12 protein-coding genes are annotated in these 12,991 nt (G+C 73.5%); 8 read left to right on the forward strand and 4 right to left on the reverse strand.

What is annotated here, in order from left to right; genetic code table 11:
* Positions 1-8 precede the first annotated feature (8 nt).
* Positions 9-3,242 carry an ATP-dependent DNA helicase gene (locus CFI00_RS06285; RefSeq protein ID WP_207084396.1) on the forward strand — a complete coding sequence of 1,078 codons (3,234 nt, stop codon included), beginning with the start codon at positions 9-11 and terminating at the stop codon, positions 3,240-3,242.
* Entirely contained in the window at positions 3,239-6,460 is a 3,222-nt protein-coding gene (locus tag CFI00_RS06290) for an ATP-dependent DNA helicase (protein WP_242532714.1), read from the forward strand. The genes CFI00_RS06285 and CFI00_RS06290 overlap by 4 nt, the downstream gene beginning before the upstream one ends.
* Positions 6,461-6,462: 2 nt before the next feature.
* On the opposite strand, the gene deoD is transcribed toward CFI00_RS06290, so the two are convergent.
* Positions 6,463-7,173, reverse strand: coding sequence for a purine-nucleoside phosphorylase (gene deoD / locus CFI00_RS06295; protein ID WP_207084397.1), 711 nt, complete (start codon positions 7,171-7,173; stop codon positions 6,463-6,465).
* A 36-nt stretch (positions 7,174-7,209) separates the two neighbouring features.
* On the opposite strand from deoD, the gene nudC reads away from it, so the two are divergent.
* The gene (gene nudC / locus CFI00_RS06300) at positions 7,210-8,133 is read left to right on the forward strand and encodes an NAD(+) diphosphatase (protein WP_242532715.1); all 924 of its coding nucleotides are present in this window, start codon (positions 7,210-7,212) and stop codon (positions 8,131-8,133) included.
* Positions 8,134-8,157: 24 nt separating this feature from the next.
* On the opposite strand, the gene CFI00_RS06305 is transcribed toward nudC, so the two are convergent.
* From CFI00_RS06305 to CFI00_RS06315, 3 genes are read right to left on the reverse strand one after another with little or no spacing between them, the layout of a single operon-like run.
* Positions 8,158-8,637 (reverse strand): NUDIX domain-containing protein, encoded by a 480-nt coding sequence (locus tag CFI00_RS06305; protein ID WP_207084398.1) that lies wholly within the window; start codon positions 8,635-8,637, stop codon positions 8,158-8,160.
* A 3-nt stretch (positions 8,638-8,640) separates the two neighbouring features.
* Positions 8,641-9,108 carry a hypothetical protein gene (locus tag CFI00_RS06310; protein ID WP_207084399.1) on the reverse strand — a complete coding sequence of 156 codons (468 nt, stop codon included), beginning with the start codon at positions 9,106-9,108 and terminating at the stop codon, positions 8,641-8,643.
* A 45-nt stretch (positions 9,109-9,153) separates the two neighbouring features.
* Complete coding sequence (locus tag CFI00_RS06315; RefSeq protein ID WP_207084400.1) at positions 9,154-9,405, reverse strand: mycoredoxin; 252 nt, start codon at positions 9,403-9,405, stop codon at positions 9,154-9,156.
* Positions 9,406-9,534: 129 nt separating this feature from the next.
* Between CFI00_RS06315 and CFI00_RS06320 the strand changes: the two genes are divergently transcribed.
* The 5 genes from CFI00_RS06320 (at position 9,535) to CFI00_RS06340 (ending at position 12,978) form a co-directional block, all read left to right on the forward strand.
* Positions 9,535-11,592 (forward strand): ATP-dependent DNA helicase UvrD2, encoded by a 2,058-nt coding sequence (locus CFI00_RS06320; protein ID WP_242532716.1) that lies wholly within the window; start codon positions 9,535-9,537, stop codon positions 11,590-11,592.
* A 147-nt stretch (positions 11,593-11,739) separates the two neighbouring features.
* Positions 11,740-11,922: a hypothetical protein gene (locus CFI00_RS06325; RefSeq protein WP_207084401.1), complete on the forward strand. Its 183-nt coding sequence runs from the start codon at positions 11,740-11,742 to the stop codon at positions 11,920-11,922.
* 122 nt (positions 11,923-12,044) lie between these two features.
* Positions 12,045-12,419 (forward strand): WhiB family transcriptional regulator, encoded by a 375-nt coding sequence (locus CFI00_RS06330; RefSeq protein ID WP_207084402.1) that lies wholly within the window; start codon positions 12,045-12,047, stop codon positions 12,417-12,419.
* Between the two features lie 58 nt (positions 12,420-12,477).
* Positions 12,478-12,672 carry a hypothetical protein gene (locus CFI00_RS06335; RefSeq protein ID WP_207084403.1) on the forward strand — a complete coding sequence of 65 codons (195 nt, stop codon included), beginning with the start codon at positions 12,478-12,480 and terminating at the stop codon, positions 12,670-12,672.
* A gap of 138 nt (positions 12,673-12,810) precedes the next feature.
* Positions 12,811-12,978: a hypothetical protein gene (locus CFI00_RS06340; protein ID WP_207084404.1), complete on the forward strand. Its 168-nt coding sequence runs from the start codon at positions 12,811-12,813 to the stop codon at positions 12,976-12,978.
* Positions 12,979-12,991 lie beyond the last annotated feature (13 nt).

Consider the following 12,991-nt stretch of genomic DNA (forward strand, 5'->3'; position numbering starts at 1 on the left):
TGTCCTGCGTGAGCACACCGACCACCCGCTACCGGCTCGTCAGCCCCGACCGCGAGGTCGTGGTGCCCGAGCTCGACGAGCACCAGCAGCGCGTGGTCGACCACCCCGGTGGCCCGCTGCTCGTGCTGGCCGGTCCCGGCACCGGCAAGACCACCACCCTGGTCGAGGCGATCGTCGACCGCATCGAGCAGCGCGGCGCCTCGCCCGACTCGGTGCTCGCCCTGACCTTCTCCCGCAAGGCTGCCGAGCAGCTGCGCGACCGGGTGACCGCGCGGGTCGCCCGGACCACGTCGGCGGCGTCGTGCTCGACCTTCCACTCCTTCGCCTACGCGCTGGTGAGGAAGTACGCCCCCGCCGAGCTCTACGAAGGGGCCATCCGGCTGCTGTCGGCCCCGGAGGCGGATGTCGTGCTGCGCGAGCTGCTGCGCGACAACCCCGAGTCGGTCGAGTGGCCCGACGCGCTGCGCCGCGCGGTCGGCACCTTCGGCTTCGTCCGCGAGGTGCAGGCGGTGCTCGCCCGCGCCCGCGAGAAGGGCCTCGACCCCGGCGGCCTCCGCAGCCTCGGCGAGGAGCACGACCTCCCCGAGCTGGTGTCGGCCGGGCTGTTCATGGAGCAGTACCTCACGATCCTGGACAACCTCGGCGCCACCGACTACTCCGACCTCATCCGCCGTGCCGTGATCGAGGCCGAGGCCCACCGTGACGAGCTGCGGGCGCGCTGGACGCACGTGTTCGTCGATGAGTACCAGGACACCGACCCCGGTCAGGTGGCCCTGCTGCGCGCGCTGGCCGGCGACGGTCGCAACCTCACCGTGGTCGGCGACCCGCACCAGTCCATCTACGGCTTCCGCGGCGCCGACGTGCGCGGCATCCTCGACTTCCCGGCCAGCTTCCCGACCACGAGCGGCGAGCCCGCGCCCGTCGTGGTGCTGCAACGCACTCGGCGGTTCGGGCCGCGCCTGCTGCTGGCGGCCGGCCGCGTCGCGCACCGCCTGACCCTCAGCGGCAGCATCGACGCCGGCGCGCGCGAGGCCTTCCTCTCCCCGGAGGCGGTCCCGGGACCCCAGGGCGACGGTCGCGTCGAGGTCCACACCTACGACACCGAGCGGGCCGAGGCCGAGCGGCTGGCCGACCTGCTGCGCCGCGCCCACCTCGAGGACGGCATCGCCTGGGACCGGATGGCCGTCCTGGTGCGCTCGGGGCGGACCAGCATCCCCCCGCTGCGGCGCTCGCTCGCCGCGGCGGGCGTCCCCGTCGAGGTGGCCTCCGACGACCTGCCCCTGGTGCACGACCCGGCGGTGCTGCCGCTCCTCGACGGCCTGCGCGCGGTGGTCAACCTCGACAACGACGACCCGGACTCGCCCGACTTCCTCGACCCCGGCCGGATCGAGTCGCTGCTGCTCTCGCCGCTGGCAGGCCTCGACGCCTCCGACCTGCGCGCCCTCGTACGCCGCCTGCGCACCCGCGAGAAGGAGCTGGCCGATCCCGACGCTCGCCGCACCTCGCGCGAGCTGCTCCGGCTCGCCGTCGTCGGCCCGGGCTTCCTCGACGGCCTGGACGGGCCGGACGTCGAGCGCACCGCCGCCCTCGCCGCCCTGCTGCGCGAGGGCGCCCGCATGCTGTCCGAGCGTGCCGGTGTCGAGGACGTGCTGTGGCACCTGTGGTCCAGCACCACCTGGCCCCAGCGGCTGCGGCGCCAGGTCGACCTCGGGGGCGCGAGCGCACGTCGCGCCCACCGCGACCTCGACGCGGTGGTGGCGCTCTTCGAGCTCGCCTCCCGCGCGGTCGACCAGCGCGACCACGTCGGCGTCGGTGCGTTCTTCGCCAGCCTGGTGGCCCAGCAGCTCCCGGCGGACACCCTGGCCGAGCGGGGGGTGCGCGGCTCCTCGGTCCGCCTCCTCACCGCCCACCGGTCCAAGGGCCTGGAGTGGGACCTCGTCGTCGTCGCCCACGTCCAGCAGGAGGGCTGGCCGGACCTGCGTCGCCGCACCACCCTGCTCGGCGCCGACCGCATCGGCGTCGACGGCGCCGGCCACCCCGACCTGGTCCCGCCGGTGACCACGCGGGCGCTGCTCATGGAGGAGCGTCGTCTCTTCTACGTCGCCTGCACCCGGGCCCGGCGCCGGCTCGTCGTGAGCGCGGTGCGCTCGCCCGACGACGACGGCGAGCAGCCCTCGCGCTTCCTCGAGGAGCTCGGCGTGACCATCGAGCACCAGGACGGCCGCCCGCCCCGACCGCTGTCGCTGGGCGGTCTCGTCGCCCAGCTGCGGCGCACCGCCGCGGACCCGGCCACCAGCCCTGCGCTCCAGGCAGCCGCGGCACGTCGGTTGGCCGCGCTCGCGGCCGAGGAGGTCGACGGCCGCCAGCTCGTCCCGTCCGCCGACCCCTCGACGTGGTGGGGCACCCGCAGCGCCACCCGGGCCGTCCAGCCGATCCGCGACCCGGAGCGGCCGGTGCCGGTCTCGGCCAGCATGCTCGACTCGATCCTCCTGTGCCCGGCGCAGTGGTTCTTCGAGCGCGAGGCCGGCGGCGTCTCGGCCGTTCATCAGTCGGCCAACCTCGGTCAGGTGCTCCACGCGCTCGCCGAGCGGGTCGCGACCGGTGACCTGCCGCCCGAGGAGCAGCCGCTGATGGCCGAGGTCGAGGCGATCTGGGACCGGCTCGCCTTCCGCACGCCGTGGTCGCGCCAGCGCGAGCTCGCCCGCATCCGCAAGGCGGTGGCGCGGTTCGTCCGGTGGCACCTCGACAACCCGCGCGAGGTGCTGGCCGCCGAGCAGCGCTTCCAGAGCACCGTCGAGGTCGAGGGCCGCACCGTCATGCTCACCGGCTTCGCCGACCGCCTCGAGGTCGACGACGCGGGCCGGGTGGTCGTCGTCGACTTCAAGAGCGCCCGCGCCGCCCCGACCGGGCCTGCGGTCGCGGGCAACCTCCAGCTCGCCCTCTACCAGTACGCCGTCGACGCCGGTGGCCTCGACGAGGTCGCCGGCCGGTCGGTCGCGTCGGGAGGTGCCGAGCTGGTGCAGCTCGGCATCGACGACGACTCGGCCGTGGCCAAGGTCCAGGGCCAGCCCGCCCACGACGACGCCGGACCGGAGCGTGCGGTGCTCCGTGCGGGGCTGGCGCGCGCGGCCGACCTGGTCCGCAGCGAGACCTTCCCCGCCACGGCCGGCCCGCACTGCCGCGACTGCCCCTTCACCGCCATCTGCCCCGCCAAGGGCGCCGGGAGCGTGACCGTCCAGTGACCGAGCCGACCCGCGAGCCCCTGCGGCTCGACACTCCCGAGGACCTGCGGGCCCTCATGGGAGCCACGCACGCCGCCAGCGACGAGCAGTGGGCGGCCATCACGGCGCCGCTGCGACCGACCGTCGTGGTGGCCGGAGCCGGCAGCGGCAAGACGACCCTCATGGCCCAGCGGGTGGTGTGGCTGGTGGCGACGGGTCGGGTGCGTCCCGAGGAGGTGCTGGGCCTGACCTTCACGACCAAGGCTGCCGCGGAGCTGCGCCAGCGGGTCTCCGCGGCGCTCGGCGCTGCGGGGCTGCTCGACCGTTCCGTGCTCGTCGACGGCGAGGACGTGCTCGAGCCGACCGTCGCGACCTACCACGCCTACGCCGCGGCGCTCCTGACCGACCACGGCCTGCGCATCGGACACGAGCCGGACACGCGGGTCGTGTCCGACGCGTCGCGCTACCAGCTCGGTGCGCGCGTGATCGAGCGGTTCACCGGCCGCATCGAGCTGCTGACCGACCACCCCGCCACCGCCATCCAGAACCTCCTCGCCCTCGACGGCGCGATGAGCGAGCACCTCGTCGACGCCGACGACGTACGCCGGGTCGACGCCGAGGCGCGCCGCGGCTTCGAGCGCGCGGTGGCCGAGGAGGAGACGGGCAAGGCCCGCAAGACCTGGCTCGAGCCCCCGGCGAAGGCGATCAACGCCATCGACCGTCGCGCCGAGCTGCTCCAGCTCGTCACCGGCTACCGGCGCCTCAAGTCCGACCTCGGGCTGATGGACTTCGGTGACCAGATCGCCCTGGCGGCCCGCCTGGTCGAGGACCAGCCGGAAGTGGGGGAGCTGGAGCGGGCGCGGTTCAAGGTCGTGCTGCTGGATGAATACCAGGACACCTCCGTGGCCCAGGCCACGATGCTGTCCCGGCTGTTCTCGGGCCCGGACCCCGAGCACGGCCTCGGCCACCCGGTGATGGCGGTGGGCGACCCCAACCAGGCGATCTACGGCTGGCGCGGCGCCTCGGTCTCCAACATCCTCAACTTCGCCGACACCTTCCCGGCGGCCGACGGCGAGCCCGGACGGCTGCCGCTGACGGTCAACCGGCGCTCCGACCGGCGGATCCTCGACGTCGCCAACCGGCTCGCCGAGCCGCTGCTCGAGGCCTACGGCGACAAGGTCGCGCGGCTGCGTGCGGCCGAGATCGCGGGGGAGGGCCACGTCGAGGCCCATGTCTTCGAGCGCGCCGTCGACGAGCTGGCCTGGCTCACCGACGAGGTCTTCCGCGTGCACGAGGCCGGCACCCCGTGGGCCGAGGTGGGCGTGCTGAGTCGCGACAACGCGCAGGCCGAGGACGTCTACGACGCGCTGACGACCGCGGGCATCCCGGTCGAGATCGTCGGGCTGTCGGGCCTGATCAGGCTGCCGGAGGTGGCCGAGGTGGTCGCCACGCTGACGCTGCTGCACGACGTCACCGCCAACTCCGCGATGCTCACCCTCCTCACCGGCCCGCGCTGGGCGATCGGCCCGCGCGACCTGCGCCTGCTCGCGGTGCGGGCGGCGGAGATCGCCGGCGTACGCGGTCGCGCGGAGGCAGCCTCCATCGCCGACCAGCTGCTCCGGATCGCCGACGGCATCGACTCCTCCGAGCTGCCCGCCCTCAGCGACGCCGTGGAGGCGCCCGGTGAGGCCGCCTACTCACCCGAGGCGCTGGACCGGTTCGCCCTCCTCGCCGGAGAGCTCCGCCGGCTGCGCTCCCACGTCGGCGACCCCCTGCTCGACGTGGTCCGCCGCATCATCGACACGACGGGTGTCGACGTCGAGCTGGCGTCGGCGACCTCGCCGGCGGCTGCCGCGCGCCGCGACAACCTTGACCTCTTCGTCAAGGCGGTCGCGGACTTCCAGTCCGTCGACGGCGACGTCACGCTGCCCGCGCTGCTGGCCTACCTCACCGCCGAGGACGACCAGGGCAACGGCCTCGACGTCGCGACCCCCACCGCGGCCGACTCGGTGAAGCTCCTCACCGTGCACCGCGCCAAGGGGTTGGAGTGGTCCTCGGTCTTCTGCGTCGGAGTGGGGGAGACGCGCTTCCCCAGCAACCGCTCGCGCACCCTCTGGACCTCGTCGCCGGCCGTCCTCCCCGCGCCGCTGCGCGGTGATCGCGCCGACCAGCCGCAGCTCGTGGGCCACGACAAGACCGCCCTCGAGGCCTACCGCGCGGCGACCAAGGCCCACGACGCGGAGGAGGAGCTGCGGCTGGGCTACGTCGCCTTCACCCGCGCCGCCCACCACCTCGCCGTCACCTCCTACGTCTGGGGCCAGCGCGCGAGCGCCTTCGGACCGTCCGCCTACCAGTGCGTCGTGCGCGACCAGCTCGAGGAGTGGGGCCAGCCGGTCGAGCGCTGGCTGGAGAAGCCGCCCCCGAAGTCGCCCAACCCCAACGACGACGTCGACACCTCCCGCCCCTGGCCGGTGCCGGGTCCCGGCGAGGAGGCGCGCCGCCGGCTGGCCGCCGCCGAGCTGGTCCGCGGCGTCGACCGGACCGCTCCCGACGAGGACCTCGACATGGTCGAGGCCGCCCAGGTCGCGGAGTGGGACGACGACCTCGCCCAGCTGCTCGACGAGGCGCGCGCCGAGCGCGCCACCACCGTCGACCTGCCGCTGCCCAGCAGCCTGTCGGCCACCTCGGTGGCCCGCCTGCGCGACGACCCCGACGCCTTCGCGCGCGAGCTGGCACGGCCGATGCCGCGCCCACCCGCGCCCGCGGCCCGCTTCGGCACCGCCTTCCACGCGTGGGTGGAGGAGAGGTTCGGTCAGCAGGCGCTGATCGAGCCCGACGAGCTGCCGGGCCGCGCCGACGCGGGCATCGACGACGAGGCCGACCTCGGCGAGGTGGTCAAGCGATTCGAGGACGGCCCGTTCGGTGACCGCGCGCCCCACGCCGTCGAGGCGCCCTTCGCGCTGGTGCTGGGGGGCCAGGTCGTGCGTGGCCGCATCGACGCGGTCTACGCCGAGCCGGAGTCGTCAGGCGGCGGCTTCCTCGTCGTCGACTGGAAGACCGGTCGCCACGAGACCGCCGACCCGCTCCAGCTCGCCCTCTACCGCCTGGCCTGGTCCGAGCTCACCGGCACGCCGCTGGAGCAGGTGCGCGCGGCGTTCCACTACGTCCGGTCCGGCCGCACGGTCGAGCCGCCGGACCTGCCGGGGCGCGACGGGCTGGAGCGCCTGGTCGAGCTCTGAGGTCAGCCCAGCGCAGCCGTCAGCGCGATCTCGATCATCTCGCCGAAGGTCTGCTCGCGCTCCTGCGAGGTGGTCTCCTCGCCGGTGACGATGTGGTCGGAGACGGTGCAGATCGCCAGGGCCCTGCGGCGATGCTTCGCGGCGAGGGTGTAGAGCGCGCTGGCCTCCATCTCGACGGCCAGCACGCCGTACTTCACCATCTCGCCCAGCAGCTCGGGGCGCGCGGCGTAGAAGGAGTCGCTGGAGAAGATCAGCCCGACGTGGAAGGGCGAGCCGTCCTGGCGCGCCTCGGCGGCCTCCACCGCGCCGCGCAGCAGGCCGAAGTCGGCGACCGGGGCGTAGTCGATGCCGTGGAAGGCGATGCGGTTCATCGAGGAGTCGGTGCAGGCGCCGGAGGCGATGATGACGTCGCGGATGCCGACGTCCTCGGTGACCGCGCCGCACGACCCGACACGTACGACTGACTGCACGTCGTAGTCGGTGAAGAGCTCGTTGACGTAGATCGCCATCGACGGCTGCCCCATGCCGGAGCCCTGGACGGAGACCGGCCGGCCGTGCCACGTGCCGGTGAAGCCGTACATCCCGCGCACCTCGCTGTAGCAGCGGGCGTCGTCGAGGAAGGTCTCCGCGATCCACCGGGCCCGCAGCGGGTCGCCGGGCAGCAGGACGGTGGGGGCGATGTCGCCGGGCCGGGCGCCGATGTGGGTGCTCACGGCGGCCAGCCTAGGGCCCGTCGCTAGCCTGACGCGGTGAGCTCCGAGCGCCCCCTCCCGCACGTCGCACTCTCCGACCACGCGCACAACCGGATGGGGCTGCGCCGCACCGACGAGGCGTGGTTGCGCGAGCGGATGGCGGACCCGGCCACCCGGGTGCTGGTGGTCGCGGGCAACCGGCTGCGGCCGGTGGACGGCGCGATCCGGTGGGTCTCGCCCGACGATGCGCCCGACGGCACGCTCGTGCTCCTGGGCGACCACGAGGAGGTCGTGCACCTCGCGGTGATCGTGCCGCCCGACGCCGCTCCCGGCGACCCGCAGGAGTGGGTGCCGCTGCGCGACGTGCTGCCCCTGCTCGCCGAGCAGGCGCCCGGTCAGGCGCCGCTGCTGATGCACGCCGTCGGTCTGGCCGAGTGGCACCACGCGACCCGCTTCTGCCCGCGCTGCGGCGGGTCCCTGCGCAGCCGATCGGCCGGTCATGAGCTGCGCTGCACCCAGTGCGACCGCGCGCAGTTCCCCCGCACCGACCCGGCGGTGATCATGGCGATCACCCACGGCGACGGCGACGACGAGGCACTGCTCCTCGGCCGCAACCGCGCCTGGCCCGTCGGCCGCTGGTCCACGCTCGCCGGGTTCTGCGAGCCGGGGGAGACCCTCGAGGACGCCGTACGCCGTGAGGTGGACGAGGAGGTCGGGGTGCGCGTGGGCGAGGTCAGCTACTTCGGCAGCCAGCCGTGGCCGCTGCCCGCGAGCCTGATGCTGGGCTTCACCGGCCGGGCGCTGAGCACCGACATCGACGTCGACGGCGCCGAGATCGAGGAGGCCCGCTGGTGGACCCGCGCGGACTTCGAGGCGGCGGTGCGGTCGGGGGAGATCGCCGTCCCGCGCGGGATCTCGATCTCGTCCTCGCTCATCGAGGCGTGGTTCGGACGGCCGCTCGAGGGTCCAGGCTGGGACTGAGGCCGGTGTGACCGAGCGACGTGATCAGGGCGCCGTCGGGTCGCTGATGTCGATCGGCGTCACCGGGGGCCCCTCGGCCAGGAGCGCCGCCAGCCGGACGCCGAGGTCCGGCGGGAAGACGGTCTCGGCGGTCGCGGCCAGCTCCTCGGCCCGCCACCAGCGCGCGCCGGTGAGGGTGCGCTCCTCGTAGGGGCTGAGCGAGGTGGGAGCGGGCTCGAAGTGCTTCACGGGGACCAGCAGCCAGTCCTCGTGCACCTGCACCGTGCGCCCGTCGTAGCGGTAGGTGTGGTCGCGGGTCCACACGTGCGTGCCGTCGAACGGCTCCGCCAGCCCCGTCTCCTCGCGGGCCTCGCGGCGAGCTGCCTCGACCAGGGACTCACCGTCCTCGACCCCGCCTCCGACCGGGTACCACTGGGTCCGTCCGGTGGCGGGATCGGTGGACCGGAGCAGCAGCAGGCACTCGTCCTGGTCCACCAGCAGGAGCTTGACGGTGGCGCGCGGCACCCGTCAGTCGCAGGTGTCGCAGATGCCGGTGGCCGGCATCGCGATGTAGCAGCGTGGGCACAGCTTGTCCGGCCGGTCGCTCGCAGCCACGCGGGGCCGGGCGGTGCCGGTGCTGCGCGTCGCCGCGGCACGCGGGGTGCCGCTCGACGACGCCGAGCGCGTGCGGGTGCTGGAGCCGGGGACGCGCTCGCTGGGCGGCGAGTCGTCGCGGATCTTGAAGCCGAGCCGCGTCAGCGCCTTGCTCGCCCCGGCGGAACCGCCGGGGATGTCGGCCGGGGTCAGGGTGCGACCGGTGGCGAGTCCGTGGGCGATACCGGCGATCGCCGCGGCGTCGTACTCGCGGCCCATGTGGAGCAGCACGTGGGTGGACACGCCGCCGCGCACCAGCATGTAGTTGGCGCCGCCGGCCGCGTCCCAGGTCTCCATCGCGGTGAGGACGTGGTCGCGATCGATCGAGTTCAGCAAGGACACGGGATCAGGCTAACCCGCCCGGACGCCGCTGCTTCAGCCGAGGGCTCACGCCAGTGCGGCCAGCTTTTCCTTGACCTGCGCCACCGACGGGTTCGTCAGCGTGCTGCCGTCGGAGAACAGGAGGGTGGGCACGGTCTGGTTGCCGCCGTTGGCCTGCTCGACGGTGAGCGCCGCGTCGGGCTGCTGCTCGATGTCGACGATCGAGAACGCGATGCCCTCGCGGTCGAGCTGGCTCTTGAGGCGGTGGCAGTAGCCACACCAGGGCGTGGTGAACATGGTGAACTGGCTCTCGGACATGTCCGGTCCAACCACCGCCCCTGCGCGCGCATTCCCGCACGGTTCGTACGCCGCACCGCCCGTCGTCCGGTGTCGGTCCCGGCGTCTAGGGTGACGACGCCGTCCACCGACCCGTCCAGGAGCTGAATCGTGCTCGAAGCGCTCGACCCCGAGCAGCGACAGGTCGCCGAGGCGCTCCGCGGCCCCGTGCGGGTCCTGGCTGGCGCCGGCACCGGCAAGACCCGCGCCATCACGCACCGCATCGCCCACGGCGTCGCGCAGGGCGTCTACGCGCCCACCGAGGTGCTGGCGCTGTCCTTCACCACCCGCGCCGCCGGGGAGATGCGCGAGCGGCTCCGCTCGCTGGGGGCGCCCGGGGTCCAGGCGCGCACGTTCCACTCCGCCGCGCTGCGCCAGCTCCGGTTCTTCTGGCCGCGGGTGCACGGCCGTGACCTCCCCGAGCTCACCGAGTCCAAGCTCGGCATGGTCGCGCTCGCCGCCCGGCGCCAGCGGCTGAGCGTCGACCAGGCGACCCTGCGCGACCTCGCCAGCGAGATCGAGTGGGCCAAGGTGTCCAACGTCGCCCCCGACTCCTACGCCGCGCTGGCCCGGGCCCGTGCGCGCGCCGTGTCGGGCCTCGAGCCCGAGGTGGTGGCCCGCGCCTTCGACGCCTACGAGGAGGTCAAGCGCGGCCAGGGCCGGATGGACATGGAGGACGTGCTCCTCTTCGGCGCGGGCCTCCTGGCCGACAACGAGGCGGTCGCCGCGCAGGTGCGCCGGCAGTACAAGTGGTTCGTCGTCGACGAGTTCCAGGACGTCTCGCCGCTGCAGAACGCGCTGCTCGACCTCTGGCTCGGCGGGCGCGACGAGCTCTGCGTGGTCGGTGACCCCGCCCAGACGATCTACTCCTTCGCCGGCGCCGACGCGCGCTACCTCCGCGAGTTCACCCAGAGGTTCCCCACGGCCACCAGCGTCGAGCTGGTCCGCAACTACCGCTCCACCCCGCAGGTCGTGGCTGCCGCCAACGCCCTTCTCGCCGGCACCACCAGCAAGGGCGTCGACCTGGTGGCACAGCGTCCCTCCGGTGCGGCCATCACCTACCGCGAGGCCAGTGACGAGGTCGCCGAGGCCGACGCCGTCGCCGACCGTGCCGCCGCGCTGCGGGCCAGCGGCACGCCCGCCAGCCGGATGGCGGTGCTGCTGCGCATCAACGCGCAGTCCGAGCGCTTCGAGGAGGCGCTGGCCGCGCGCGGCATCCCCTACGTCGTCCGCGGTGCGGCGCGGTTCTTCGACCGCCCCGAGGTGCGCCAGGCCATCACCCTCGTCCGCGGCGCCGCCCGCAGCGGCGAGGCGTCGGGCCCGGTCGCCGACGCGGTCGTCGCCGTCCTGTCGCAGATGGGCCACTCCACGGAGCCGCCGGAGGGCAGGGGAGAGGTGCGCAACCGCTGGGAGTCGCTCCAGGCGCTGGTCGACCTCGCTGCCGACTTCGGGCGCGAGCGGCCCGAGGCCGGCCTGGGGGACCTCGTCGACGACCTCGACCGCCGGGCCGGCGAGCAGCACGCCCCCGTGGCCGACGCCGTCACCCTGGCCACCATCCACTCCGCCAAGGGCCTCGAGTGGGACGCCGTCTTCGTGGCCGGCATGCACGAGAAGATGATGCCGATCTCGCAGGCCAAGACCCCCGCCGAGGTCGAGGAGGAGCGGCGCCTGCTCTACGTCGCGATGACCCGCGCCCGCGACGAGCTGTGCGTGTCGTGGGCGAGCGCCCGCGAGCCGGGCGGACGCGCCAACCGCGGGAGCTCGCCGTTCCTGTCGCCGCTGCTGGACGGCACACCCGGCGTCGCGGCCCAGCGGCGCGAGCGCAGCAAGCGCAACCGCGCCGCTCTGCACTGCCGCGAGTGCGGGGGAGCGCTGTCCAACGCCCGTGAGAAGAAGACCGGTCGCTGCGCCGACTGCCCGGCGTCCTACGACGAGGCACTCTTCGAGCGGCTGCGCGAGTGGCGACTGGCCCGCGCTGCGCAGGACAGCGTGCCGGCGTTCGTGGTCTTCACCGACGCCACCTTGCAGCTCATCGCCGAGCACGTGCCCTCCGACGAGCGCGGCCTGCGGGCCATCAGCGGGGTGGGTCCGGGCAAGATCGCGAAGTACGGCGACGAGGTGCTTGCGCTGGTGTCCGGGAAGGCCGACGGCGACGCCGGATCGTCCTGAAGGATGAATCCGGGAACTTTTCGAGGTAATACCCATTAAATGGTTTGCCCCTGACGATGTCGGGGGTCTAGCGTTCCCTCAACAACAACCCGCGCACGGGATCGCTGACGACGATCTGCGCCTGATGCCCCGAAGGAGGTGGCCCTGATGGAGAACTTCACGAAGACGATGACGGCTTGGACGCCGTCCTTCGCCATGTCCACCCTCGGTCGCCCCTGCGCGCACACGCGTGCCTTCGGCGCCGGTGTGGTGGCTGTCCAGGACGCCGCCGCCATCGTTCGCATCAAGGGCGATTTCCCGGGTTCTCCTGCCTGGAGTCCGTCGAGCTAGGTCACACCTCGCATCGGCAGCCTCCAGGCCGCGGAACCCGACACCGGGATCCGCGGCCTTTCTGTTTGTCCAGCACCGAGTCTTTCCACCCGCGATCAGGTCAACGAGAAGGAGGTGAACACATGACCATCAGCGAACTCGTCCGCGACCGCGCTGCCGACGTCAGGACCCAGACGGAGCCCCAGGCCCCGCTCGGAGCCCTGCACGACGCTGCCGCCGGAGTGGATGAAGAGTTGCTGCCCTGCCGCGCAGGCGACGCAGAGCTGTGGTTTGCCGAGTCCCCCGCGGACGTCGAGCACGCCAAGGCCCTGTGCACGGACTGCCCCGTGCAGGCGCTCTGCCTCGACGGAGCGCTCGAGCGGCGCGAGCCGTGGGGCGTCTGGGGAGGCGAGCTCTTCCTCCAGGGCGTGGTGATCCCGCGCAAGCGGCCGCGAGGCCGGCCCCGCAAGTCCGAGCAGGTCGCAGCCGCGACGCACAAGGACGGGGCCGCCGCGTAGGCGCCACCGCAGCTCTCATCTCCATCCCGACCGAGGAAGTACAGGAACCACACATCTCATGAAGACCTACCGAAATGGACGCAACGACATGAATCTCATGCATGAAGAACTCGCGCGCGCACAAATGTCCGCGCGCCTGGGAGAGGCGCACGAAATGCGGCGGGGCCACCACCTCGCCCTGGCTCGCCGGATGAGCCGCAAGGCCGAGCTGGCCGCGCAGCAGGCACGCCTCGCCCTCGCTCGCGCGATCTGATCGGACCGGTCCCCGTCGTCGGACCGCTCTCGCCCTGATCGCGGGTGAGCAGGCACAGCACGAGCCGGTACGTCGTCACCGTGACGACGTACCGGCTCGTGGTCGTCACGGGGCGCGTGCCGGAGTAGCCTCGACCTCGTGAGCGACACCGTCACGTGTGCGTTCTGCGGCACGCAGGCGCCGGAGGCCGAGACCCTGACGTGGACGACCGCGGTCGAGAACGGCCGACGCCGCGCCTTCTGCGACTCCTGCTCGCGCACGCACCTGCGAGCGATGGAGAGCAAGCTCGACAGCGAGTGGTGGTGAGCAGCCGAACGGG

The organism is Nocardioides sp. S5, assembly GCF_017310035.1.
GTDB lineage: Bacteria > Actinomycetota > Actinomycetes > Propionibacteriales > Nocardioidaceae > Nocardioides.

What these genes read in the sequence shown, in the direction of transcription:
- CFI00_RS06315 (WP_207084400.1), bottom strand. Translation starts at nt 9,405, where the DNA reads ATGTCCGAGAGCCAGTTCACCATGTTCACCACGCCCTGGTGTGGCTAC.
- CFI00_RS06325 (WP_207084401.1), top strand. Translation starts at nt 11,740, where the DNA reads ATGGAGAACTTCACGAAGACGATGACGGCTTGGACGCCGTCCTTCGCC.
- CFI00_RS06330 (WP_207084402.1), top strand. Translation starts at nt 12,045, where the DNA reads ATGACCATCAGCGAACTCGTCCGCGACCGCGCTGCCGACGTCAGGACC.
- CFI00_RS06335 (WP_207084403.1), top strand. Translation starts at nt 12,478, where the DNA reads ATGAAGACCTACCGAAATGGACGCAACGACATGAATCTCATGCATGAA.